Source organism: Pseudomonas sp. TCU-HL1 (assembly GCF_001708505.1).
Classification (GTDB): Bacteria; Pseudomonadota; Gammaproteobacteria; order Pseudomonadales; family Pseudomonadaceae; genus Metapseudomonas.
Genome location: NZ_CP015992.1, coordinates 3,381,937 through 3,406,210, shown reverse-complemented (window position 1 = coordinate 3,406,210; position 24,274 = coordinate 3,381,937). Strand labels below are relative to the sequence as shown.

The window sequence follows — 24,274 nt, the reverse complement described above, 5'->3', positions numbered from 1 at the left end:
AGTCGCGCATGGAGGACTCCGGTTCGTATTGGGGAGTCCCGGCGGTCAGGACAGGGAAGGGCGGAGCTGGGAGGGAACCATCCTGAAAACAAGTTCAAGAACAGGGGTGTATCGCAATTGGTCAGCGACTCTCGAGGGCGCTCAATAGTGACTCCGCAACCCGGCGGCAAGGCGCAGCCGGGAACCGACTGGTCGAGCGAAAGCGTCGACCTCACGACTCAAAGCAACTCGTTCAGCGACCGGGTGGACTACTGGCGGGAGATGATCCTGCGGTTGTTTGCCGACGTGGAAATCGGCGCGATCCCGAACCCGGAGTTCTTCGGCAAAGTCCGCTCGCAGAAGTGCGAGTTCCTGCGCGTCAGCGATGTCGGCGCTGCGGCGCAAGCCGTCAATCGTCGGCATTTGCAGCCCAGGTGTCGGGAGGAAGACAAATATTTTGCGGTGCTGATGCTGGAAGGCACGGAATGTCTGGAGCAGGATGGCAACCGGGCCGTGATCAGACCCGGCGATTTCTCGATCTACGACGCAACACGGCCTCATTACTTGACGTTCGAAAATGACTGGCGGCAGATCATCGTCAGTGTGCCGCGAACTTGCCTCAACCAGCTGGTGGTGGATATGGAGTGTCGCACTGCGACGCGGATATCGACTGACAGCCCGGTGGGGAGAGTCATGCGCTCATTCCTGGAGAGCATTTCCTCGCAAATCGGCCAGTTCACGCCCGCGGAAATGGCCCGGTTATCCGAGTCGATCACCCATCTCATCGCGCTGACCCTCGGCCATCTGCAGCCTATGGATCCTGAGCACTCGCGCTCACAGGCGCTGACCCTCATGCGGGTCAAGGTTTACATCAACGACAATCTGGGCAACCCCGCACTCAGCGCGCAGCAGGTATCCCTGGCAACCGGACTCTCCGCTCGCTACATCAACAAATTGTTCGAGCAGGAAGGTGTTTCCCTCATGCGCTACGTGCTGCGTCGGCGGCTGGAGCGCTGCGGCAGGGATCTTCTCAATCCGGCCAATGCCGCGACTCGAGTTTCGGACATCGCCTTCCGCTGGGGCTTCAACGACCTTTCCCACTTCAGTCGTGTCTTCCGGGAGCTCTATGGTTTGGCACCCAGGGAATGGCGAGAGTCGCAGTTGCTGAAGTGACTCAGCTGACAGAGCTTTCATGGCTCAGATGGTGCTCCGCGACAGATGAATCACCGCATCCATCAACGCCCCCTCCCGATAGCCATCGAGAAACGGCCCAGGAACACCATCGCGCAGCGCCGCGTTCTCCAACGGACGTCGCGTCGCGGCATCCCGGTCGACGCATCACCGATACCAGCTGGATTGTCCTGGACGTCGGTCACCAAACTGGACGGGGCACGCTGGTACGGACGCTCACTGCCACGCCGCCAGACTGTCGCCCGGTCCGTCGGCATTGCGCCGGAAGAAGTCGCGCAGGTGTTCGACGAAGAAGGACACCTTGGCGGACAGGTTGAGTCGCTCGAGATAGACCGCGTAGATGTCGGCAGGCGGTGTTTCGTAGTCTCCCAGCACCTCCACCAGCCGGCCGGTTCGCAGGTGGCTGGCGAGGTTCCATTCGGCGCGCATCAGGATACCGTGGCCGTCCAGTGCCCAGTTCAGTGCCACCTCGCCGTCGTTGGTGCTGAGGCTGCCGCGAACCTTTATCGACTCGGTCTGCTTGCCACGGCTCAACCGCCAGATGCCGAAGGCCGCGTCGTTCTGGCGCAGCACGATGCAGTTGTGTTGCATCAGGTCCTTGGGCGTTTCGGGGCGGCCGAAGGCCTCCAGGTAGACCGGCGCCGCGCACAACCTGCGACGGTTCACGGCGATCTTGCGGGCGATCAACCGGGAGTCGGGCAGCTCACCGAAGCGGATGGCGACGTCGATGGCATCGTCCGGCAGGTTGATCGGCCGGTCGGTCAGGTGCAGTTGCACCTCGACCTCCGGATGGCGTCGGACGAAGGAAGAAATCGCCGGGCCGACATGGGTGCGGCCGAAGCCCAGCGGCGCATTGACCCGCAGCAGCCCCTTAGGCTCGGCCCGGCTGCTCGACACCTGGCTCTCCATTTCCTCGATCTCGCCGAGGATGCGTTGCGCATTGATCAGGTAGAGCTCGCCCTCGGCGGTGAGGCTGATGCTGCGCGTGGTGCGATTGAGCAGGCGCACGCCAAGCCGCTGTTCGAGTTGCGCCAGCCGCTTCGAAACCGCCGGGGGCGTAAGGTTGAGCTCCCGCGCGGTGGCCGCGAGGCTGCCCAGCCTGACCAGTTGGGTGAAGAAGGCCAGCTCCGATACCTGATTCATAATTAACCTGAAGGAAACAATGAAATAACTTTCATTGTATTACGCCATTTCAGGAAAACCATTAACTTTACTTCCGTGAATTACCCACAAAAAACCTGGGTCATTTGCCAGCCCCAGCCCGGTATAGCCGCCCGGGTGAAAACAACTGAATCCGACTCACAACAATAATTCGGAGAAAACCATGGCCAAGCGATTCCTAGGAAAGCTCTATGTCCAGGTCCTGATCGGCGTGACCATCGGCATCTTGCTCGGTGCGTTATGGCCGCAGTTCGGTGCCGATCTGAAGCCTGTTGGCGATGCCTTCATCAAGCTGATCAAGATGGTCTTCGCACCGATCATCTTCGCCACGGTGGTGCTCGGCATCGCCAAGATGGAGAACATGAAGGAGCTCGGCCGGGTCGGCATGCGCTCGCTGATCTATTTCGAGATCCTCTCGACCTTCGCCCTGGTACTGGGCCTGGTGGTGGTCAACTTCGCGCAGCCCGGCCAGGGCATGAACGTCGATCCGGCCACCCTCGACATCAAGAGCATCTCCACCTACACGGCCACCGCGGCGAGCGGCTCCGGCAGCTTCACTGACTTCCTGTTGCACATCATTCCTGCCAGCGTCACCGACGCTTTCGCCAGGAACGAGATCCTGCAGATCCTGCTGTTCTCGACCCTGTTCGGCATCGCCCTGGCCCACCTGGGGCCGCGCGGCAAGCCCGTGGTGGACGTGCTGGAGGCCTTCTCCCACGGCATGTTCTACATCGTCGGCATGGTCATGCGCGTCGCGCCGCTGGCCGCCTGCGGCGCGATGGCCTTCACCGTCGGCAAGTACGGGCTGGGCTCGATCGTTTCGCTCGGCAAGCTGATGGCGACCATGTACCTGACCTGCTTCCTGTTCGTGGTCATCGTGCTCGGCTTCATCGCCCGCCTGTCCGGCTTCAGCCTGTGGAAGTTCCTCAAGTACCTCAAGGAAGAGCTGTTCACCGTGCTGGGCACCAGTTCCTCGGAATCGGTGGTGCCGCAACTGATGGGCAAGCTGGAGAACGTCGGCGTCTCCAAGCCGGTGGTGGGCCTGGTGATCCCCTCTGGGCTGACCTTCAACCCTGACGGTCAGTGCATCTACTACACCATGGCGGCCATCTTCATCGCCCAGGCCACCAACACACCGCTGACCCTGACCGACCAGCTGATCGTGCTCGGCGTGCTGCTGCTCACCTCGAAAGGCTCGGCGGGCGTCACGGGCTCCGGCTTCATCACCCTGGCCGCCACCCTGGCCTCGCTGGACAACATCCCGGTCGCCGGCATGGTGCTGCTGCTCGGCGTCGACCGCTTCATGTCCGAGGCACGCGCCATCACCAACACCATTGGCAACGCGGTCGGGACCATGGCCATCGCCAAGTGGGTAGGCGCCCTCGACAAATCCCGAATGGAGCAGGTCCTGAACGGCAGCGAACTGCCGGAGCAGAGCCCGGCGCAGGAATCATCGGCGCCATGCCACGCCGTTAAACCGGTCACGACAGCCACCGGTGCCTGATTCCGCAGGCACGCCAACGGAACACCAATAAATCAGCCTTGTGATGCAGTGAGGAAGAAGAAAGTGGATAACGAATCAGCCGTTCAATCGCTTACCGACGTGATGGCCAAGTTCACCGCCTATATCGGCAAGCGCCTGCCGAAGGACGTGAAGGAAAAGACCGCGAAGTTGCGCGCCGCGGAAACCAATCCGCTGGCCATTGCCATCTACGACTCGATGGCCGAGAACCAGGACTACGCGGACAAGCTGGACCGCCCGAGCTGCCAGGACACCGGGGTCATCCAGTACTTCATCGCCGCTGGCGCCCGGTTCCCGCTGCTGGGCGAGCTCGAAGGCATCCTGCAGAACGCGACCCTGGAAGCGACCAAAAAGGGACCGCTGCGCCACAACGCCGTGGAGACCTTCGATGAGAAGAACACCGGTACAAACACTGGCTCGAAGATCCCGTGGCTGGACTGGGAAATCATTCCCGACGCCGACTACGCGCTGATCGACGTCTACATGGCCGGCGGCGGCTGCACCCTGCCGGGTTCGGCCAAGGTGCTGATGCCCGGCCAGGGCTACGAAGGGGTGACCGAGTTCGTCTTCGACGTTATCACCTCGCGCGGTGTGAACGCTTGCCCGCCGCTGCTGGTTGGCGTCGGCGTTTCCACCTCGGTGGAAACCGCGGCGCGCCTGTCCAAGCGGGCGATCCTGCGCCCGGTGGACTCCTGCCACCCCAACGAGAATGCCGCGATGATGGAAAAGCTCCTTGAGGAGGGCCTCAACGAGATCGGCATCGGCCCGCAGGGCCTGACCGGCAACAGCAGCGTGATGGGCGTGAACATCGAATCCTCGGCGCGCCACCCCTCGACCATCGGCGTGGCCGTTTCCACCGGGTGCTGGGCCCACCGCCGCGGCAAGATCCGCATCAACGCCGACCTGTCCTACGACATCCTCTCCCACGAAGGAGTAGTACTGTGAAAAAGGTTCTCTCTACCCCGATCAAGGACGAAGACCTCGCGGCCCTCAACGTTGGCGACGTGGTCTACCTGACCGGCCAGCTGGTGACCTGCCGCGACGTGGCTCACCGCCGGCTGATCGAGCTGAAGCGCGAACTGCCGGTCGACCTGCGTGGCGGGGCGATCTTCCACGCCGGTCCCATCGTGCGCAAAAAGGACGACGGCAGCTTCGAGATGGTGTCCATCGGGCCGACCACCAGCATGCGGATGGAGAAGTTCGAGAAGCAGTTCATCGAGGAAACCGGCGTCAAGATGATCATCGGCAAGGGCGGCATGGGCCCGGAAACCACCGCCGGCTGCCTGGAGAACAAGGCCGTGCATGCGGTGTTCCCCGGCGGCTGTGCGGTACTCGCCGCAACCAAGGTGGAAGAGATCGAACGTGCCGAGTGGCAGGACCTGGGCATGCCGGAAACCCTGTGGGTGAACCGCGTCCGCGAGTTCGGCCCTCTGATCATCTCCATCGACACCAAGGGCAACAACCTGTTCGAGCAGAACAAGGCGCGCTTCAACGAACGCAAGGGTTCGGTCATCGAGAAGATCAACAGCCAGGTGCGCTTCATCAAGTGACCCGGCCGGGCAATCACGGCAGGGAAGCCGTGATCGCCCCTTGCGGTGCACCGTCTCTCAGGCACGCCCTCTGGCGGTTTTCCGCCAACTTTCGCCCGCGTAGTGGCGTTCTTTCTCCACTCCATCGCCAGGGCCGCCAACCAGGTGCCCGAAACACGCGCATCACGACCTTCGGGTACAGGTCTTGCACTTGAACGGCAAAAGACCAGACAACGACTCAAGGGATAAGACCATGCAAAAAGCCTGTCACCATGAGCTGCGCAATGCCTTCCGTTCCCTGCTTGCCAGCCCTGCCTGTTACCACACCGCCTCGGTGTTCGATCCCTTGTCGGCACGAATCGCCGCCGACCTCGGCTTCGAGGTCGGCATCCTTGGCGGCTCGGTCGCCTCCTTGCAAGTGCTCGCCGCCCCGGACGTCGCCCTGATCACCCTCAGCGAGTTCGCCGAGCAGGCCACCCGCATCGGCCGGGTAGCCCGCCTGCCGGTGATCGCCGACGCCGACCATGGCTATGGCAACGCCCTCAATGCCATGCGCACGGTGATCGAACTGGAGCGTGCCGGCGTCGCCGCGCTGACCTTGGAGGACACCCTGTTGCCGGCGCAGTTCGGCCGCAAGTCCTACGACCTGATCAGCGTCGAGGAGGGCATCGGCAAGCTGCGCGCGGCCCAGGAGGTGCGCGACGACAAGGCCCTGGCGATCATCGCCCGCACCCACGCCGGCGTGCAGCCACTCGCCGACGTCATCCACCGCATCCATGCCTACCAGGGTGCCGGTGCCGATGGCATCTGCCTGGTCGGCGTGAAGGACTTCGCCCATCTCGAAGCCATCTCCGAAGACCTGCGCGTGCCGCTGATGCTGGTCACCTACGGCAACCCGGAACTGCGCGACGACAGCCGCCTGGCCGAATTGGGCGTACGCATCGTGGTGGACGGCCACGCCGCCTACTTCGCGGCAATCAAAGCCACCTACGACAGCCTGCGCGAACAGCGTGGCATCTCAGCCGGCAACGGCCTCAATGCCTCGGAACTGGTAACCCGGTACACCTGCCCTGACGACTACATCGCCTGGGCGCGGGAATACATGAACGTGAAGGAATGACAGCTGCGGCTGTCGGGAGAGGCTATTCCTGTGGGAGCGATTTCAATCGCGAGTAAAGATCCACGTTCGTAGAACGTGGACTTGTGTTTGCCCCCTAGTAAGCGGACCATCCTCACACGCAGCACCCAGCTGATCCCCGCCACCGCACCCAGAAGTAGGGTGCGCCATGCGCACCGAGGCGATGGCGGCGACTCCGAGTCCGTCTCACGGTGCGCGCGGCGCACCCTACGGGACCTAAGGGAAAAGGGGACAGATTTGTTTCCCCTGCTCCAATCATCAGATAGTGGGAGACGCAGCATGGACCGGTTCACCGGCGGTTGCCTTTGCGGCGACGTCCGAATTGTGGCGTCGGGGCTCCCCTACCGGGTCGGCCTTTGTCACTGTCTCGACTGCCGCAAGCACCATGGGGCTCTTTTTCACGCTTCCGCGGTGTTCCCTCAGGAGGCGGTGACGATCGATGGCGAAACACGCGACTACGCCGGGCGGTTTTTCTGCCCCCGCTGCGGCTCGTCCGTTTTCGCGCGCACCGCAGATGAAATCGAAGTGAACCTGGGTTCCCTCGATGCCCCCGACCAACTGATGCCCACCTACGAAAGCTGGATCGTCCGTCGCGAGTCCTGGTTGCCACCGTTTCCGCTCAAGAGACGCTACGAGCGCGATCGTGATGCCACGGGTCGCTTTGAGGAGTAGGCGGCACGAACGACACCGACGCGCTTCGCAACAGCACAGGCAATAGTCGAACGCGCGTCCCGACCGTTGGGTTTCGCTTCGCTCTACGCCAACCTACGCCAGCCTCGGCGCACCTCTTTCCCTCTGCCAAAAAACCGGCCCGAAGGCCGGTCATGAACTCACGCAGAGGCTCGGTTCAAACAGCCTCGGGGCGTTTCAGCACCAGGGTCAGGATGTCGTAGCTGGCTACCAGCTCGCCGAGCTGGTTGGTGACTTCCACGTCCCAGGCCACCACACCTTGGGGCTCGCCTTTCGGGCTCTTCTTGCCCTGGTCGATCTTGCGCTTGCAGGTCAGGCGCGCCTGGATGGTGTCGCCGATGCCCACCGGGGTGATGAAGCGCAGGCTGTCCAGGCCGTAGTTGGCCAGTACCGGGCCGGGAGCCGGGGAGACGAACAGGCCGGCGGCGGCCGAAAGCACGAAGTAGCCGTGGGCGATGCGCTTGCCGAACTGGGATTCCCTGGCCGCCAGCTCGTCGAAGTGCATGTAGAAGTGGTCACCCGACAGGCAGCCGAAGTTGACGATGTCAGCCTCGGTCACAGTGCGGCGATGGGTCAGCAGGGATTCGCCGATCTGCAGCTCGTCGAAGTAGCGACGGAACGGGTGTACTTCGGTCTCGACCACCTTGGCGCCACGCACGTATTCACCAGTGACGGCGGCCAGCATGGTGGGCGAACCCTGGACGGCGGCGCGTTGCAGGTAGTGCTTCACTGCGCGCAGGCCGCCCAGTTCTTCACCACCACCGGCGCGGCCGGGGCCGCCGTGCTTGAGTACCGGCAGCGGCGAACCGTGGCCAGTGGATTCGGCGGCGGCTTCGCGGTCGAGGATGTGCAGGCGGCCGTGCAGGGCGGCGGCTTGCGGCACCACGCGGGCGGCGACGGCCGGGTCCTTGGTGACCAGGCTGGCCACCAGGCTGCCCTTGCCACGGGCGGCCAGGGCGATGGCTTCGTCGATGTCGTCGTAGGCCATCAGGGTGCTTACCGGGCCGAAGGCCTCGATGTCGTGGGCACCGCCTTCGGCGTGCGGATCACGGGCGCGCAGCAGGGTGGGAGCGAAGAAGGCGCCTTCGCTCACGCCTTCACCGCGCGGGGCGAAGCCATCCTTCGAACCAAACAAGAGCTCGCTGCTGGCGAGCAGGGCATCCAGGCGCTCAGCCACGTCGGCCTGCTGGGCGTGGGAGGCGAGGGCGCCCATTTTCACGCCTTCCACGGCCGGGTCGCCGATCACGACTTTGGCGAGACGCTCACGCAGGCGCTCGGCCACGGCGTCGATGTGCTTGGCGGGGACGATGGCACGGCGGATGGCTGTGCACTTCTGTCCGGCCTTGACGGTCATCTCGCGGGCCACTTCCTTGACGAAGAGGTCGAACTCCGGATCGTCCGGGGTGATTTCCGGGGCGAGGATGGCGCAGTTCAGCGAGTCCGCTTCAGCGTTGAAGGGGATGGAGTTGCGAATCAGGTTGGCGTTCACGCGCAGCTTGGCGGCGGTGTCCGCCGAGCCGGTGAAGGTCACCACGTCCTGGCCTTGCAGACGGTCCAGCAGGTCACCGGTGCTGCCGATGATCAGCTGCAGGCTGCCTTCTGGAAGCAGGCCGGACTCGTGCATCAGGCGCACGGCGGCTTCGGTCAGGTAGCTGGTGGCGGTCGCCGGTTTGACGATGCAGGGCATGCCGGCGAGGAAGCTCGGTGCGAACTTCTCCAGCATCCCCCAGATCGGGAAGTTGAAGGCGTTGATGTGCACGGCCAGGCCGCCGCGCGGCACCAGGATGTGGGTGCCGGCGAAGGTGCCCTGCTTGCCCAGCGGTATGGCCGGACCTTCATGCACGATGTTGCCGGAGGGCAGTTCGCGGGCGCCGACGCCGGCGTAGCTGAACAGGGTGCTGGTGCCGCCCTCGATGTCGATCCAGCTGTCGGCACGGGTGGCGCCGCTGTGGCGTGACAGCGCGTAGAGCTGTTCCTTGCGTTCGTTCAGGTACAGCGCCAGGGCCTTGAGGCGCGCCGCGCGCTGCTGGAAGTCCAGCGCCATGAGGCTGGCGATGCCGCGTTTGCGGCCGTGTTCGACGGCTTCGGAGAAGTCCAGGGCTTCCTCGTGGGCGCGGGCGATCGTGCTGCCGTCGATGGCACTGCGCAGTGCCTGGGCGCCTTGCTGGCCGATCCAGCGACCGCCGATGAAGCTTTGCAGCGTGGGGGCGTTACTCATGAGGATTTCTCCGTGAAGGGCCGGCGTTCTCGGCGCCGGCCTGGTTGCTCGTTTGTAGGAGCAAGCTCTGCTTGCGAATCGTGGCCAATCGCGAGCAGAGCTCGCTCCTACGGGTTTTTCCTGCCTTACCAGAGGGCCAGGGTGTAGCCGAGGATCAGGCGGTTCTCGTCGATATCGGTGGTCAGGCCATTGCCGGACCTGAAGGTGACGTTGCGCCAGCGCAGGCTCACGCCCTTGAATGCACCGCTCTGGATCACGTAGGCGAGGTCGCTGTCGCGTTCCCATTCCGCGCCGTCGTCGCCGGTCGCGGTCTTGACGTTGCGGCCGTCGACATAGCGGGTCATGAAGGTCAGGCCCGGGATGCCGAGGGAGGCGAAGTCGTAGTCGTAGCGCAGTTGCCAGGCGTCTTCCTCGGCGCGGGTGAAGGTGTTGAACGTCACCAGGTTGACCACGTAGGGGTCGCCGCCGTTGAGGAAGGGAAAGGCGCTGTCGCCGGACATGCGCTGGAACGCCGCGCTGATCCGATGCGCGCCCTTGCCCAGGCTGAACATGCCGTTGAAGTTGCGGTTGTCAATTTCCCCCGTGCGCTCGACGCCATCGCCACGGCTGTCGAAGTAGCGGATGTCGCTCTTCAGGTTGAAGCCGCCGGGCAACGGCAGCGTGTGCACCAGGCCGACGAACTGCTGGCGATAGATGTCGTCCAGCAAGCCGTAGTAGTAGCTGACCGCCAGTTGCGGGTTGATGGCGTAGCTGCCGCCGGCGAAGTCGAAGGCATCGCTGGTGGCAGCGCCGTAGCCGATGTCATCGCGGCCGGAGGAGTCGCGCAGGTTGGCGCGGGTCAGGCGGCCGCCGTTGAAGGTGAGGCCGGCCAGCTCCTGGCTGGTCAGCATGCCGCCCTGGAAGGTAGAGGAGAGCAAGCGGGTGTCGTTGTAGGTGGCCACCGGCAGCAAGGGCTGCAGGGTGCCCAGGCGCAGCACGCTTTTCGATGCGCGTAGCTTGGCGGTCAGGCCCAGCTCGCTGTAGTCGTCCACCGGCTCTTTGGTCGCCGGGTCGAATGGCAGCAGACCGGTGCCGCGACGGTCGCGGCTGGAGTCCAGCTTCACGCCCAACTCGCCAATGGCATCGAGGCCGACGCCGACCGTGCCCTCGGTAAAGCCGGATTCGAGGCGCGCGGTAAAGCCCTGGCCCCATTCCTCGGCCTTGGACTGGGCGGCGCCGTCCTGGCGGAAGTCACGATTGATGTAGTGGTTGCGCAGCTCCAGGCTGCCCTTGCTGTCTTCGATGAAACCCGCCAGCGCCGAAGTGGCAAAGGGCAGGGTGAGCGCCGCAAGCAGCGGCGCAGTCGTACGGCTATAGGTCATTGTTCTTGTATCCATCGTCCGGTTGTTCAGGGCTCAGTGGCGGCTGGCGGCGGCTGCGCCGATGCCGGTCATGGAGCGGATGAACTGGGCCAGGTAACGGCCACGTTCTTCCCTGGCGCGCTCGGAGGCATCGGTCACTGAGAGCAGCCAGGCACTGAAGAAGGCCAGGACCATGGAGAACAGCGCCGGGTTGGAATACGGGAACAGCGCCTTGTCGTGGTGCAGCACGTTGACCCAGACAGCCGGGCTCAACACCAGCAGGACGATGGCGGACAGCAGGCCCATCACGCTGCCGGCCACGGCGCCACGGGTGGTCAGGCCTTTCCAGAACATGGAAAGGAACAGCACCGGGAAGTTGACCGAGGCGGCGATGGCCAGCACCAGGCCGGAGAGGAAGGCGATGTTCTGCGACTCGAACAGCAGGCCGAGGATCACCGCCAGCACACCGATGCAGAGGGTGGCGATACGCGAGACGCGCATTTCCTCACGCTCGCTGGCCTTGCCCTTGCGGATCACGCAGGCATACAGGTCGTGGGAAACCGCCGAGGCGCCGGACAGCGCCAGGCCGGCAACCACTGCCAGGATGGTGGCGAAGCCCACGGCGGAGATGAAGCCGAGGAACAGGCTGCCGCCGACGGCGTGGGACAGGTGCACCGCGACCATGTTGCCTCCGCCGATGATGGCGCCGGCCGCGTCGCGGAACTCGGGATTGGTGCCGACCATGACGATGGAACCGAAGCCGACCACGATCAGCAGCAGGTAGAAGTAGCCGATGAAGCCGGTGGCGTAGAACACCGATTTACGGGCTTCCCTGGCGTCGCTCACGGTGAAGAAGCGCATCAGGATGTGCGGCAGGCCGGCGGTGCCGAACATCATGCCGAGTCCCAGGGATATCGCGTCGATGGGGTTCGACAGCAGGCCGCCCGGCGCCATGATGGCCGCGCCCTTGGCGTGGACCGAGGCGGCGGCGGAGAACATGGCTTCGGTGCTGAAGCCGAAGTGCTTGAGCACCATGAAGGCCATGAAAGTGGTGCCGGAAAGCAGCAGGACGGCCTTGATGATCTGCACCCAGGTGGTGGCCAGCATGCCGCCGAAGGTCACGTAGCAGACCATCAGCACGCCCACCAGCATCACGGCCTGGGTGTACGAGAGGCCGAACAGCAGCTCGATCAGCTTGCCAGCGCCGACCATCTGCGCCACCAGGTACATCAGCGCCACGGTCAGGGTGCCGAAGGCCGCGGTGATGCGGATCGGGCTTTGCTCGAGGCGGTAGGACACCACGTCGGCGAAGGTGTACTTGCCGAGGTTGCGCAGGCGTTCGGCGATCAGGAACAGGATGATCGGCCAGCCGGCAAGCACGCCCAGGGCATACAGCAGGCCGTCGTAGCCGTTCATGAACATCATCGCGGAAATGCCGAGGAACGAGGCCGCGCTGATCATGTCGCCCGCGATGGCCAGGCCGTTCTGGAAGCCGGTAAGACCACCGCCGGCGGTGTAGAAGTCGGCGGTCGAACGGGTGCGCAGGGCGGCCCAGCGGGTGATGCCGAGGGTGAAGAGTACGAACGCCAGGAACATGTAGATGGCGTTCCAGTTCAGCGGACGCGTGGCGGCGTCGGCGGCGAAGGCGCCCTGGGAGGCCAGCAGGCCGGCGGCGAGCAGCAGGGAGGTGAGTGCTTTCATTGGCCGCACTCCTGCTTGAGTTTGTCGTTCAGCGGGTCGAGGGCGCTGTTGGTGTGTTTCACGTAGATGCCGGTGAGCGCGAAGGACAGCAGGATGATGACCACGCCCACCAGCATGCCCACGCTGGTGACGCCACCGTTAAGGGACTGGCCGAGCACGCCGGGTGCGAAGGCCACCAGCAGCACGAAGCCGTAGTAGATCACCAGCATGGCGGCGGTCAGGGACCAGGTCAGGCGCTGCTTGCGGCGGACCAGCTGGATGAAATCCGGGTTCTCCCGGATACGATCGAGGTCTTGCGGGGTCATGGTTGCTCTCTCTTTTTGTGATTGTCGAGGCGCCCGTTCAGCGGCCGACGGCAAGGCTGCTTGTGTCGAACGGGGTACTGCTGGTGCTGCTTTTTGGGTCTTTCGTAGGAGCGAGCTCTGCTCGCGAATGCACGCGTGACATGAGCTTCGCGAGCAGAGCTCGCTCCTACGGGTGCTACTTAAAGCTGGTCGAAGTCCAAAACGACTTTTTCGCTGAGCGGGAAGGTCTGGCAGGACAGCACGTAGCCGGCGGCCACCTCGTAGTCCTCCAGGGCGAAGTTGCTGTCCATCTCCACCTCGCCTTCGACCACCTTGCACTTGCAGGTGGAGCACACACCGGCCTTGCAGGAATAGGGCAGTTCGAGGCCTTGGGCATTGCCGGCATCCAGCACGCTCGCGCTGTTGCGCGGCAGTTCGAAGGTCAGTTCGCGGCCATCGCTGATCACGGTGACCTGGCTCACGGCGCTATCCGTGCTGCGAGCAGCCTCGCGGGCTTCGCGCTTGGCACTGCTGCCGGCGGCGGCGAACAGTTCGAAGTGGATGCGCTCGGCGGACATGCCGTTGGCCTTTAGCTGGTCGCGCACGGCCTCGGTCATGGCCTGCGGGCCGCAGATGAAGGCGGCGTCCAGGGCCTTGACGTCGATCCAGCGGGAGAACAGCTGGCCGCATTTGTCGGCGTCGATCCGGCCGTTGTAGAGGTCCACGTCCTGCTGCTCGCGGCTGAACACGAAGATCAGGTTGAGGCGCTGCAGGTAGCGGTTCTTCAGGTCTTCCAGCTGCTCGCGGAACAGTGCGGAGGCGCTGGAGCGGTTGCCATAGATCAGGGTGAAGCGGCTGTGGGGCTCGCGTTCCAGGGTGGTCTTGATGATCGACAGGATCGGCGTGATACCGCTACCGGCCGCCACCGCCAGGTAGTTGCCGTGGCGCGCGGTGTCCAGCTCGACGAAGAAGTGGCCGGACGGCGGCATCACTTCCAGGCTCTGGCCGGCTTTCAGGTTGTCGTTGGCAAAGGCGGAGAAACGGCCGCCGGCCACGCGCTTGATCGCCACCCGCAACTCGCCATCGTTGACCGCGGTGCAGATGGAGTAGGAGCGGCGCACTTCCTCGCCGTCCATCTGGGTGCGCATCACCAGGTGCTGGCCCTGGGTGAAGCGGAACGTCTCGGTGAGGCCTTCGGGAATGTCGAAGGCGATGGACACCGCGTCGCGGGTTTCCGGGCGCACTTCGCGAATTGTCAGGCTATGGAACTTGCTCATTGTTCTTCTCCGACGGCGGTGCCGTTCAGATGCACTTGAAATAGTCGAAAGGCTCCAGGCAGTCCCGGCAGCGGTACAACGCCTTGCAGGCGGTCGAGCCGAACTGGCTGAGTAGCTCGGTATGGGCGCTGTCGCACTGCGGGCAGCACACGTCACCGGCGTCGCCCATCAGGCTGCGTTTGCTGGTGCTGCCGGCCGGCGGGGCGATGCCGTAGGCACGCAGGCGCTCGCGGCCCTCAAGGCTGATCCAGTCGGTGGTCCAGGCCGGCGTCAGGCGGCGCTCCAGTTTCGGCGCAGCGAAGCCGGCGCCTTCCAGGGCCTGCTCGATGTCGTGCTCGATCACCTCGGTGGCCGGGCAGCCGGAGTAGGTCGGGGTGACGACCACATGCAGATGGCCGTCCTGCCAGTCGAGGTCGCGGACGATGCCGAGGTCGACCACGCTGACCACCGGCACTTCCGGGTCCATCACCTCGCCGAGCACCGACCAGGCGCGTGCCAGATCATCCGGCGCGCCGGCCCTGGCGCCACGGTCGCTGGCGATCAGCTCACCAGGACGCATCGGGGTAAGCCCGCTGAAGGAACTGCATTTCGGCCAGCAGCAGGCCGAGGTGCTCGGTGTGCAGGCCCTTGCGGCCGGACAGGTAGAAGTAGCTGGCCGGCTCCGGCATCGGCAGGGTGGCGCTGGCGAAGATGTCGGCGACCTTGGATTTCCAGGCAGCGGCGATCTCCTCCGGGTTCGGCGCAATGCCGGCTTCGAACAGGCGCTGCTCCACCTCGTCGCTGTTCACCAGTTCGACGGTGAAGCGCCAGATATCAGCGACTGCCGCGAGCATGCGCGTGTGGCTTTCCTCGGTGCCGTCGCCCAGGCGCTCGACCCATTCGCTGGAGCGGCGCAGGTGGTAGGTGACTTCCTTGAGGGCCTTGGCGGCGATACCGGCAAGGCGCTCGTCGCTGGACTGGGAGAGGCCGTGCAGCATCTGGAAGTGCCAGGCGTCGTAGAAGAACTGCTTGGTGATGGTCACGGCGTAATCGCCGTTGGGCTGCTCCACCAGCAGCAGGTTGCGGTAGGCGCGCTCGTCGCGGCGGAAGGCCAGATGATCGGCATCACGGCCGTCGGCCAGCAGCTCGGCGGCGTAGTCCAGCCAGTTGCGGGCCTGGCCCACCAGGTCGAGGCCGACGTTCATCAGCGCCAGCTCTTCTTCCAGCGCCGGGGCGTGGCCGCACCATTCGCACAGGCGCTGGCCCTGGATCAGGGCGTTGTCGCCGAGGCGCAGCAGGTATTGGATGAGGTCTTCGCGTTGGCTCATGGCAGCGGCCTCACATGTGTCCGACTTCGGCCGGCAGCTCGTAGAAGCTGGCGTGGCGGTAGACCTTGTCCTGGGACGGGTCGAACAGCGGCTCCTTTTCGTCCGGGGAGGAGGCGGTGATCAGCGCGGACGGCACCACCCACAGGCTCACGCCTTCGTTGCGGCGGGTGTACAGCTCGCGGGCGTTCTCGATGGCCATGCGCGCATCGGCGGCATGCACGCTGCCAACGTGTTTGTGGTTCAGGCCGTGCTTGCTGCGGACAAATACTTCGAAAAGGGTCCATTCGGACATGGCAGGAATCTCCAGATCAGGGGCAGGTCAAGCGGCGTTCGCTTTGCGTTGTTGTTTGCGGGCATGGGCGACCGCGGCTTCACGGACCCAGGCGCCGTCTTCGATGGCCTTGCGGCGGGTGGCGACGCGCTCGACGTTGCACGGGCCGTTGCCCTTGAGCACTTCGTAGAACTCTTCCCACTGGATGTCGCCGAAGTCGTAGTGGCCGCGTTCCTCGTTCCACTTCAGGTGCGGGTCTGGGGCGGTGCAGCCGAGCAGCTCCAGCTGCGGCACGGTCTGGTCGATGAAGCGCTGGCGCAGCTCGTCGTTGCTCTGGCGCTTGATCTTCCAGGCCATGGACTGGGCGCTGTTGGGGGAGTCGGCGTCGCTCGGGCCGAACATCATCAGCGATGGCCACCAGAGGCGGTTGATGGCGTCCTGGACCATGTCCTTCTGGGCCTGGGTACCGTGACGCATCATGTGCAGGAGGATTTCGTAGCCCTGGCGCTGGTGGAAGCTCTCTTCCTTGCAGATGCGGATCATGGCGCGGGAGTAGGGGCCATAGGAGGTTCGCTGCAGCACCACCTGGTTGACGATGGCGGCGCCATCCACCAGCCAGCCCACGGCGCCCATGTCGGCCCAGCTCAGGGTCGGGTAATTGAAGATGCTCGAATACTTGGCGCGGCCAGAGTGCAGCTTGGCGATCTCCGCGTCGCGGTCGGCGCCCAGGGTTTCCATGGCGCTGTACAGGTAGAGGCCGTGGCCGGCTTCGTCCTGGATCTTGGCCATCAGTTGCAGCTTGCGCTTCAGGGTCGGGGCGCGGGTCACCCAGTTGCCCTCAGGCAGCATGCCGACGATCTCGGAGTGGGCGTGCTGGGAAATCTGGCGGATCAGGGTCTGCCGGTAAGCATCCGGCATCCAGTTCTTCGCTTCGATCTTGATCTCCGCGTCGATCTTCTCCTGGAAGGCGCGTTCTTCGGAGGACATCTCCTCCAGCGCCTTGATGCGCTTCACGCCGGTCTCAACCAATTGTGCGTACATGCCGTTCTCCAGCCATGCAGGGTTCGTGGGGTGGCTTGGCCATGGCGTTATTTTTAAATGATACGAAAACAAATATCAAACAATAAAACATGTATCGAATATAGTTTTTGTGTCGCTTCTCCTGACGCCAGAGGAGCGCTTCAGGCATAAAGCGGAGGCGAGAAGGGCAGCCTGGCGCGGGCGGTTCTCTTGTTTGGATTTGCTGGAGGTCGTGTTACAGAGGGTTTGTAGCTGCTGGCAGGGCGGAATCCGCTTGCGCGAAGGAAGGGGGAGATGCTGTGTTGGAAGATGTGATACGGGAAGGTTGCTTGATAAGCTGCATATGTGAATGATGTGCGCAGCGGGTGTTGCCATTGCCTCGCGATCGAAGGCGCTCACAGTCAGTGGGGTGCGCCGCGCGCACCAGCGGTCAGGCGTGGCGGCTTATCTTGCAATCGGTGCGCATGGCACACCCTACAGTGGGGCTGGGGGGCTCAGGCGCTTACCAACACCTCGAACCCGCCAAAGATCATGCGTTGTCCGTCGAAGGGCATGGTGCTCGGGTCGGGCTGCATCCTCGGGTCTTCCATCGCTTTCTTCATGCCTTCGTCCCGAGCATGCTTCGACGGCCAGGTGATCCAGGAGAACACGACGGTTTCACCTTCCTTCAGCTTCACCGCCATCGGGAAGGACGTCACCTTGCCTTCGGGCACATCGTCGCCCCAGCACTCGACGACGCTGAGGGCGCCGCATTCCTTGAACACCCCGGCGGCCATTTCGGCCAGCTTGCGGTAGGTCTCGCGGCTGGCGGTGGGGACGGGCACCAAGAAGCCATCTACATAGGTCATGATCGATCTCCTGTCTGGATTCCGTTCTGTCGATTGAAATCGGCCAGCCTGAACCCTCCGGCCGATCTACCTGAGAGTCGATAGGGTTAGCCGTCATTCGACATATTTGCCTGTGCCCAGGCATCGAGCCCGACCGGCGGTCGTCGCGCATTACTGTCTCGCTTTTGTTGGCCTGTGGCACTTAGGATGGGGCTCCTAACAAGCGGCTTTTCGGGGAATGAAATGCTCATTGTCTTCAGCGGGCTGCCCGGCACGGGAAAAACAACAATCGCGCGCCGATTGGCATCCGGGCTGGGTGTGACGTACCTGAGAGTGGATGCCATCGAGCAGGCGATTCGCGATGCCGGGGTCCTTGCCGATGACGTGGGGCGTAGCGGGTATCTGGTCGCTATCGCCCTGGCTCGGTCGAATCTTGGTTTGGGCCGCGTGGTGGTCGTCGATTGCGTCAATCCGGTGGCTGAAAGTCGTGAGGCGTGGTGCGAAGTGGCGACCTGGGCCGGTGTGCCGTTGGTGGATGTCGAGGTGGTGTGCTCCGATGCGTGCGTGCACCAACGGAGGGTGGAAAGCCGCGCAGTCGATCTAGCAGGCCTGAAGCTTCCGAGTTGGCAATCAGTTCTCGAGCATGACTATGAGGTCTGGGACGAAGGGCCTTTGCGGCTGGATTCTGCTGTGATCTCGCCGGATGAAGCGGTGGAGGCAATCATCGAGTACGTCTCGCGTGCGGTTTTCCAGCCAATTGACCGACTATGAAAAAGCCCCGCAGGCGCGGGGCGTCATGGTCAGGCGCGTCTCACTCGAAGTCGAATTTCAAGGTGGCGGTAGCCTCGAAGGGGCCTGGCTCCACGGATGGCTTCGTTCGGACGGGGTAGGCCAGGATGGTGAACCGTGAGGTCTGTTGCACGTAATCGACTTGCAGCGGGATGATGTTTCCTGATTTTGGTGCGGCGCCAGGTATCAGGGGGGAAATGATGTTTCCCTTGTTGCGTACTTGTATACCCATGTCGCTGCGGTTGTGGGCCGCGAAGACGTTCGAGTGTGCGGGAGCGGCAGCAGACTCCAGGCTTAGTTTGATGCCAGATGTAATGTTCTTGCATGTGACGGCAAAGGTCCGCTCCTGCGAATACCGGGGATTCTCTGTGCCGGGTAGGGCTATGGCTGATGACACGACTTTGCCGAAGTCGAAGGTGGTGGGCTGGCCGGGGGTCAGTCCGCAGGACTGGGGCACGCTCACCTTGCCGCTCATCTCGATCCACATCACTGGCTTGCCATATGGAGCCGCATTGGGGGAGGTGTCTCCATAGAGCTCGAACAAGCGGGTCGTGGGAATGATGGTCTCGCCAATGAAGGGTTGATCGATCAGCAGGTGAATCTGGCCTCTATTGCCGGTTGCGATAAGAAGATTATCAGGATTGGATGAGCAGGCTTTGACCCCTACTGAGGCGGCCAGGCTGCTGAATGGAAAGGCTGTATATCCATGCTGATTCTCAACACCGATCTCGGCTGCAACCTGAAGGTGGCGATTCAGCTTGTAGAATTGCAGTTGCTTGCCGTTGACGGTGGCTTGGAAGCCAAGAGGCAGCTTGGTTACTACGGTGAAATAAACCGTGTCGAATGTATTGCCTGCTCCACAGAAGCAAGACGTCGAGAACGCTCTACCTAAACTCCACCGGTGAGCGCCCTGCATCACTGACATGGGTTTGTTGTCGCTCGGACTATCGAAGCTTTTGGTGAAGTCGAATGTGAACGGAAACACGATGTCGGACCGGCACTGCGCGGCCCAGCTGCTATCGATGCTGAACAGCCCGGCTATCAAGGCCACGGCGCAGTGCATCATCACTTTGGCCGCTCTCGGGAAAGACGGATGTGTTCGGGTCGGAGCAGGCCGTCTTGTGCACGCGACGACGCCGAGGCAGATCGAGTGACGGCTGGTAGGGGGTGAGGGATTGGCGTTGTATGACATCTTCCTGGGAGCCTGCTGGGTGGGTCAGTGAGAGGTTCTTGCATCTCCAGGCCTTGCTGGTTGCCGGCATGCAGGACGAAGCTCCGGATTTCACCAGACATCAGCAGCTGAATTCTGCTCGCGGGCATGGGGCTGTCGGTAGGAAGTGTCCGATTCTGCTGTATGGACAGGTGCTGGGGCGGGGTAGCGGAGGGAAAGCGGGCTCAAAACGCCTGCCGGCCATATAAAAAAGCCCCGACCAGGTCGGGGCTTCTTCGTTAGCGCAAGGCTTACTTGTTGCGGTTGTCGTACACGTGGCAGGCCTTGCCTTCGGAGCGCTTCAGCGAATAGCAGGGGCGCAGGACGATGCGCGAGCTGATGCCGATGTAGGTCTTGATGTACTTGGAGAGCTCGTTGCACAGCGCTTGCTGTTGCGACTCGCCTAGGTTCTCGTGCTCATGCTTGAGCTCGACGTGCACCTCGATGCTGTCCAGGTTGCCGTTGCGGAACAGGTGGATCTCGTAGTTCTCGGACAATTGCTTGACCTTGAGCACCTGCTCTTCGATCTGCGTCGGGAATACGTTCACGCCACGGATGATCAGCATGTCGTCGCTGCGGCCGGTGATCTTGTCCATGCGCCGCATGGGGCGGGCGGTACCCGGCAGCAGGCGGGTCAGGTCGCGGGTGCGATAACGGATCATCGGCAGCGCTTCCTTGGACAGCGAGGTGAACACCAGCTCGCCCATCTGGCCGTCCGGCACGACTTCGCCGGTCACCGGGTCGATGATCTCAGGGTAGAAGTGGTCCTCCCAGATGGTCGGGCCGTCTTTGGTTTCCGCGCATTCCATGGCCACGCCCGGGCCCATGATTTCGGAGAGGCCGTAGATGTCGAGGGCGGTGATGCCCATGCGTTCTTCGATGGCGCGGCGCAGTTCGGCAGTCCAGGGTTCGGCGCCGAAGATGCCGAGGCGCAGGGCCAGCTTGTGCGGGTCGATGCCCTGGCGCTCGATCTCGTCGGCCAGGTTCAGCATGTAGGACGGGGTGACCATGATGATGTCCGGCTGGAAGTCACGGATCAGCTGGACCTGCTTCTCGGTCTGGCCGCCGGACATCGGGATCACGGTGCAGCCCAGGCGCTCGGCGCCGTAGTGGGCGCCCAGACCGCCGGTGAACAGGCCGTAGCCGTAGGCGATATGCACCTTGTCACCCTTGCGGCCGCCAGCGGCGCGGATCGAGCGCGCCACCACGTTGGCCCAGGTGTCGATGTCGTTCTGGGTGTAGCCGACCACGGTGGGCTTGCCGGTGGTGCCGCTGGAGGCGTGGATACGCACGATCTCGCTCTGCGGCACGGCGAACATGCCGTAGGGGTAGTTGTCGCGCAGGTCGTTCTTGCCGGTGAAGGGGAACTTCGCCAGGTCTTCCAGGGATTTCAGGTCGTCCGGGTGCACGCCTTTCTCATCGAAGCGCTGGCGGTACAGCGGGACGTTTTCGTAGGCGTGCTTGAGGCTCCAGCGCAGGCGCTCCAGCTGGTGCTGGCGCAGCTGGTCGACGCTGGCGGTTTCCATCGGGTCAAGCAAGGCGGTATTGGCAATCATGTTCATGGTTTCACTCAATTTGTTTTTATACGGGGACCCGTAGGCCCCTGAGTGCTGAGGAAGAGAATACTCCTCACCCGTTTTTCAGATCTCGGTTGTTGCGTTTCAGAGCCTTTCAATGATCAGAGCGATGCCCTGACCCACGCCGATGCACATGGTGCAAAGGGCATAGCGGCCTTGACGCTCTTCCAGTTCGTGCAGCGCGGTGGTCACCAGGCGCGCACCGCTCATGCCCAGCGGGTGGCCGAGGGCGATGGCGCCGCCGTTGGGGTTCACGCGCGGATCGTTGTCGGCCAGGCCCAGTTCGCGCAGGACGGCGAGGCCCTGGGCGGCGAAGGCTTCGTTGAGTTCGATGACGTCCATTTCGGCCAGGGACAGGCCGGTCAGTTCCAGCACCTTGCGGGTTGCCGGTACCGGGCCGATACCCATGATGCGCGGCTCGACGCCGGCGGTAGCCATGCCCACCACGCGGGCGCGGGCCTTGAGGCCGTGGCGCTTGGCTGCGGCACTGCTGGCCAGCAGCAGGGCGCAGGCGCCATCGTTCACGCCCGAGGCGTTGCCGGCGGTAATGCTGCCGCCCTGGCGGAACGGCGTGCCCAGTTTGGCCAACTGTTCCAGGGTGGTATCGCCGCGCGGGTGCTCATCCTGCTCGACGATCTTCGCCGGGCCTTTGCGCTGGGGAATTTCCACCGGGACGATTTCCTTCGCCAGTCGGCCATTGGCCTGGGCGGCGGCGGCGCGCTGCTGGCTGCGCAGGGCGAAGGCGTCCTGGTCCTCGCGGGAGATGTTGAACTGCTCGGCCACGTTCTCGGCGGTTTCCGGCATGGAGTCGATGCCGAACTGGCCCTTCATCAGCGGGTTGACGAAGCGCCAGCCGATGGTGGTGTCGAAGATTTCCGCCTGGCGGGAGAAGGCACTGTCCGCCTTGCCCATCACGAAGGGTGCGCGGGACATGGATTCCACGCCACCGGCGATCATCAGGCCGGCTTCGCCACAGCGTAGGGCGCGGGCGGCATTGCCGATGGCATCCAGGCCGGAGCCGCAGAGGCGGTTCAGAGTGGTGCCCGGCACGGTCAGCGGCAGGCCGGCGAGCAGGGCGGACATGCGTGCGACGTTGCGGTTGTCTTCGCCGGCCTGGTTGGCGCAGCCGTAGATCACGTCGTCGATGGCGCTCCAGTCCAGTTCGGGGTGGCGGGCCATCAGCGCGCGCATGGGCACGGCACCGAGGTCATCGGCGCGCACCGCGGACAGGGCGCCGGCGTAGCGGCCGATAGGCGTGCGCACGGCGTCGATAATCAGGGCGTCATTCATCAGGGGTCTCCTGCGCGAGTACCGAGCCGCGCACTTTGTAGGACTTGCCGTGGAAGAGGGCGATCAATTGCCCGTTCTGGTTTTCGATGCGGACGTCGTAGTTGCCGGTGCGGCCGCTGCGGCTTTGTTCGATGGCCTGGGCGGTGAGGGTGTCGCCGAGGCGCGCCGGGGCCACGTAGTCGATGCTGCAGCCGATGGCGACGGTGGCCTCGTTGTAGGTGTTGCAGGCGAAGGCGAAGGCCGAGTCGGCCAGGGCGAAGAGGTAGCCGCCGTGGCAGGTGCCGTGGCCCTGGACCATGTCGTCGCGCACGCTCATGCCGACGCGGGCCTGGCCGGGTGCCACGGAGAGCAGGCGCATGCCCATGGCCTGGCTGGCGTTGTCGCGCTCGAACAGCGCGCTGGCGCAGGCTTCGGCGAGGGAGAGGGCTTCTTGGTTAGTCACGGAAATTCCTCCCTTCGGCCACCTGGCGGCGCAGCAACAGGGAAGGGCGGTAGCGCACTTCGCCGTAAGCGGCCTGGAGGTTTTCCAGGGTGCGCAGTACCACCGGCAGGCCAATGGCATCGGCCCAGGCCAGCGGCCCTTGCGGATAGTTCACGCCGGCACGCATGGCGAGGTCGATGTCACTGGCCGAGCCCACGCCTTGCAGTACGGCATCGGCACCTTCGTTGGCGAGCATGGCCACGGTGCGCAGCACGGCGAGGCCGGGAATGTCGCTGAGCGGGCTGACCTTGAGGCCGGCGCGTTGCAGCAGCGCCACGGCCTGGTCGCGGGCCTGATCGGACGTGTTAGCGGCGCAGGCGATGCCGAGGCGGCTGGCCTTGGCGTAGTCGAGGGCGAGATCGATCAGCACCAGGTTGGCGATGCCGTCCTCGCGGGAGCGCTGGCTCGCCAGGCGGCCATCGGACAGGGCGATCACGGCATCACCCACTCGCAGCACGCCGCTGCCGTCACGGCGGACTACGTGCACGCCGGCTTCCGCCAGGCGTTGTACCAGGGGCTCGGCAACGCCAAGGCTGCCTTCCACCACGCAGGATTCCACGCGGGCGTCGCTGGACAGTTCGGCCGGTTGCGGGCGTTCGGCGCCTTCGGCGTAGCTGTAGAAACCGTGACCGCTCTTGCGGCCCAGGCGGCCAGCGTCCACCAGCTCTTTCTGGATCAGCGAGGGCTGGAAGCGGAAGTCGCCGTAGTAGGCATCGAACACCGAGCAGGTGACGGCGTAGTTGACGTCATGGCCGATCAGGTCGGTCAGTTCAAAGGCGCCCATGCGGAAGCCGCCCGCGTCACGCATCAGCGCGTCGAGGGTGGCGCAGTCGACGGCGCCTTCCTGCAGCAGGCGCAGGCTTTCGGCATAGAAGGGGCGCGCCACGCGGTTGACGATGAAGCCGGGGGTGGAGCGGGTATGCACCGGCTGCTTGCCCCAGGCCTTGGCGGTTTCGTACAGGCCGTCGGCCAGGTCCCGGTCGCTGGCAAGGCCGGAGACGATCTCCACCAGCGCCATCAGCGGTGCCGGGTTGAAGAAGTGCATGCCGATCACCCGGCCCGGATGCGTGAGGCCGGCAGCCAGGTTGGTGATGGACAGGGACGAGGTGTTGCTGGCAAGGATGCAGTCGGCGCTGCACAGCGCTTCGAGCTCGCGCAGCAGGCCGCGCTTGACCTCCAGGTTCTCGACGATGGCTTCGATTACCAGGCTGGCATCGGCCAGGGCCTCGATGGCCTCCACCGGTTGCAGGCGGGCGACGATAGCGGCGCGGTTCTCGGCGGTGAGTTTGTTCTTCTCCACCAGGCGGCCGAGCTGGCGGTCGATGCCGTCAATGGCCTGGGCGGAAGCGCCAGGACGGTTGTCATAGAGCTTGACCGGATGGCCAGCCTGGGCGGCGACCTGGGCGATACCGGCACCCATGGCGCCGGCGCCGATCACGGCGACAGGGGCGGAAGTGTGAAGGGCAGGCATG

At 64.1% G+C, this 24,274-nt stretch carries 23 protein-coding genes; 7 read left to right on the top strand and 16 right to left on the bottom strand.

What is annotated here, in order from left to right; translation table 11 throughout:
- The first annotated feature begins 147 nt into the window (after positions 1-147).
- Complete coding sequence (locus tag THL1_RS15815) at positions 148-1,152, top strand: helix-turn-helix domain-containing protein (RefSeq protein WP_237234723.1); 1,005 nt, start codon at positions 148-150, stop codon at positions 1,150-1,152.
- Between the two features lie 234 nt (positions 1,153-1,386).
- Here THL1_RS15815 and THL1_RS15810 read toward each other — a convergent pair whose 3' ends face one another.
- On the bottom strand, positions 1,387-2,313 hold the full coding sequence (locus THL1_RS15810; RefSeq protein ID WP_069084123.1) for a LysR family transcriptional regulator: 927 nt from the start codon (positions 2,311-2,313) through the stop codon (positions 1,387-1,389).
- A gap of 181 nt (positions 2,314-2,494) precedes the next feature.
- Between THL1_RS15810 and THL1_RS15805 the strand changes: the two genes are divergently transcribed.
- The 5 genes from THL1_RS15805 to THL1_RS15785 all read left to right on the top strand — a co-directional run bounded on the left by THL1_RS15805 (position 2,495) and on the right by THL1_RS15785 (position 7,192).
- Positions 2,495-3,835: a dicarboxylate/amino acid:cation symporter gene (locus tag THL1_RS15805; RefSeq protein ID WP_069084122.1), complete on the top strand. Its 1,341-nt coding sequence runs from the start codon at positions 2,495-2,497 to the stop codon at positions 3,833-3,835.
- Between the two features lie 63 nt (positions 3,836-3,898).
- Positions 3,899-4,798, top strand: coding sequence for a L(+)-tartrate dehydratase subunit alpha (gene ttdA / locus THL1_RS15800; protein WP_083245899.1), 900 nt, complete (start codon positions 3,899-3,901; stop codon positions 4,796-4,798).
- Complete coding sequence (gene ttdB, locus THL1_RS15795; protein WP_069084121.1) at positions 4,795-5,403, top strand: L(+)-tartrate dehydratase subunit beta; 609 nt, start codon at positions 4,795-4,797, stop codon at positions 5,401-5,403. Before ttdA ends, ttdB begins: the two co-directional genes overlap by 4 nt.
- 232 nt (positions 5,404-5,635) lie before the next feature.
- The gene (locus THL1_RS15790) at positions 5,636-6,502 is read left to right on the top strand and encodes an isocitrate lyase/PEP mutase family protein (RefSeq protein WP_069084120.1); all 867 of its coding nucleotides are present in this window, start codon (positions 5,636-5,638) and stop codon (positions 6,500-6,502) included.
- 297 nt (positions 6,503-6,799) lie between these two features.
- Positions 6,800-7,192, top strand: coding sequence for a GFA family protein (locus THL1_RS15785; RefSeq protein WP_069084119.1), 393 nt, complete (start codon positions 6,800-6,802; stop codon positions 7,190-7,192).
- Positions 7,193-7,367: 175 nt separating this feature from the next.
- Here the strand turns inward: THL1_RS15785 and paaZ are convergent, their stop codons facing one another.
- The 10 genes from paaZ to THL1_RS15735 all read right to left on the bottom strand — a co-directional run bounded on the left by paaZ (position 7,368) and on the right by THL1_RS15735 (position 17,476).
- Positions 7,368-9,428, bottom strand: a complete 2,061-nt coding sequence (gene paaZ, locus THL1_RS15780; protein ID WP_069084118.1) for a phenylacetic acid degradation bifunctional protein PaaZ — start codon at positions 9,426-9,428, stop codon at positions 7,368-7,370.
- Between the two features lie 125 nt (positions 9,429-9,553).
- Positions 9,554-10,789, bottom strand: a complete 1,236-nt coding sequence (locus THL1_RS15775) for an OprD family porin (protein WP_145928310.1) — start codon at positions 10,787-10,789, stop codon at positions 9,554-9,556.
- Positions 10,790-10,822: 33 nt separating this feature from the next.
- Positions 10,823-12,469, bottom strand: a complete 1,647-nt coding sequence (locus tag THL1_RS15770) for a cation acetate symporter (protein ID WP_069084116.1) — start codon at positions 12,467-12,469, stop codon at positions 10,823-10,825.
- On the bottom strand, positions 12,466-12,774 hold the full coding sequence (locus THL1_RS15765) for a DUF485 domain-containing protein (protein ID WP_069084115.1): 309 nt from the start codon (positions 12,772-12,774) through the stop codon (positions 12,466-12,468). Before THL1_RS15765 ends, THL1_RS15770 begins: the two co-directional genes overlap by 4 nt.
- Positions 12,775-12,953: 179 nt before the next feature.
- Complete coding sequence (gene paaE / locus THL1_RS15760; RefSeq protein ID WP_069084114.1) at positions 12,954-14,030, bottom strand: 1,2-phenylacetyl-CoA epoxidase subunit PaaE; 1,077 nt, start codon at positions 14,028-14,030, stop codon at positions 12,954-12,956.
- Between the two features lie 25 nt (positions 14,031-14,055).
- A complete protein-coding gene (gene paaD, locus THL1_RS15755; RefSeq protein WP_069084113.1) occupies positions 14,056-14,589 on the bottom strand; it encodes a 1,2-phenylacetyl-CoA epoxidase subunit PaaD in 534 nt (177 codons plus the stop codon).
- A complete protein-coding gene (gene paaC / locus THL1_RS15750) occupies positions 14,576-15,337 on the bottom strand; it encodes a 1,2-phenylacetyl-CoA epoxidase subunit PaaC (protein ID WP_069084112.1) in 762 nt (253 codons plus the stop codon). Before paaC ends, paaD begins: the two co-directional genes overlap by 14 nt.
- Before the next feature lie 10 nt (positions 15,338-15,347).
- Complete coding sequence (paaB, locus tag THL1_RS15745) at positions 15,348-15,629, bottom strand: 1,2-phenylacetyl-CoA epoxidase subunit PaaB (RefSeq protein ID WP_016493150.1); 282 nt, start codon at positions 15,627-15,629, stop codon at positions 15,348-15,350.
- 27 nt (positions 15,630-15,656) lie between these two features.
- Positions 15,657-16,649 carry a 1,2-phenylacetyl-CoA epoxidase subunit PaaA gene (paaA, locus tag THL1_RS15740; protein ID WP_069084111.1) on the bottom strand — a complete coding sequence of 331 codons (993 nt, stop codon included), beginning with the start codon at positions 16,647-16,649 and terminating at the stop codon, positions 15,657-15,659.
- 473 nt (positions 16,650-17,122) lie between these two features.
- Positions 17,123-17,476 carry a DUF1428 domain-containing protein gene (locus tag THL1_RS15735; protein ID WP_069084110.1) on the bottom strand — a complete coding sequence of 118 codons (354 nt, stop codon included), beginning with the start codon at positions 17,474-17,476 and terminating at the stop codon, positions 17,123-17,125.
- Between the two features lie 222 nt (positions 17,477-17,698).
- Between THL1_RS15735 and THL1_RS15730 the strand changes: the two genes are divergently transcribed.
- A complete protein-coding gene (locus tag THL1_RS15730; protein ID WP_069084109.1) occupies positions 17,699-18,226 on the top strand; it encodes an AAA family ATPase in 528 nt (175 codons plus the stop codon).
- Between the two features lie 40 nt (positions 18,227-18,266).
- Here THL1_RS15730 and THL1_RS15725 read toward each other — a convergent pair whose 3' ends face one another.
- The 5 genes from THL1_RS15725 to paaH form a co-directional block, all read right to left on the bottom strand.
- Positions 18,267-19,310: a fimbrial protein gene (locus THL1_RS15725; protein ID WP_069084108.1), complete on the bottom strand. Its 1,044-nt coding sequence runs from the start codon at positions 19,308-19,310 to the stop codon at positions 18,267-18,269.
- Between the two features lie 395 nt (positions 19,311-19,705).
- Positions 19,706-21,016 carry a phenylacetate--CoA ligase PaaK gene (gene paaK, locus THL1_RS15720; RefSeq protein ID WP_069084107.1) on the bottom strand — a complete coding sequence of 437 codons (1,311 nt, stop codon included), beginning with the start codon at positions 21,014-21,016 and terminating at the stop codon, positions 19,706-19,708.
- Positions 21,017-21,115: 99 nt separating this feature from the next.
- A complete protein-coding gene (pcaF, locus tag THL1_RS15715) occupies positions 21,116-22,321 on the bottom strand; it encodes a 3-oxoadipyl-CoA thiolase (protein ID WP_069084106.1) in 1,206 nt (401 codons plus the stop codon).
- Complete coding sequence (gene paaI, locus THL1_RS15710; RefSeq protein ID WP_069084105.1) at positions 22,314-22,763, bottom strand: hydroxyphenylacetyl-CoA thioesterase PaaI; 450 nt, start codon at positions 22,761-22,763, stop codon at positions 22,314-22,316. The genes pcaF and paaI overlap by 8 nt, the downstream gene beginning before the upstream one ends.
- The gene (gene paaH, locus THL1_RS15705) at positions 22,756-24,273 is read right to left on the bottom strand and encodes a 3-hydroxyacyl-CoA dehydrogenase PaaH (protein WP_069084104.1); all 1,518 of its coding nucleotides are present in this window, start codon (positions 24,271-24,273) and stop codon (positions 22,756-22,758) included. The genes paaI and paaH overlap by 8 nt, the downstream gene beginning before the upstream one ends.
- Between the last annotated feature and the right edge of the window lies 1 nt (position 24,274).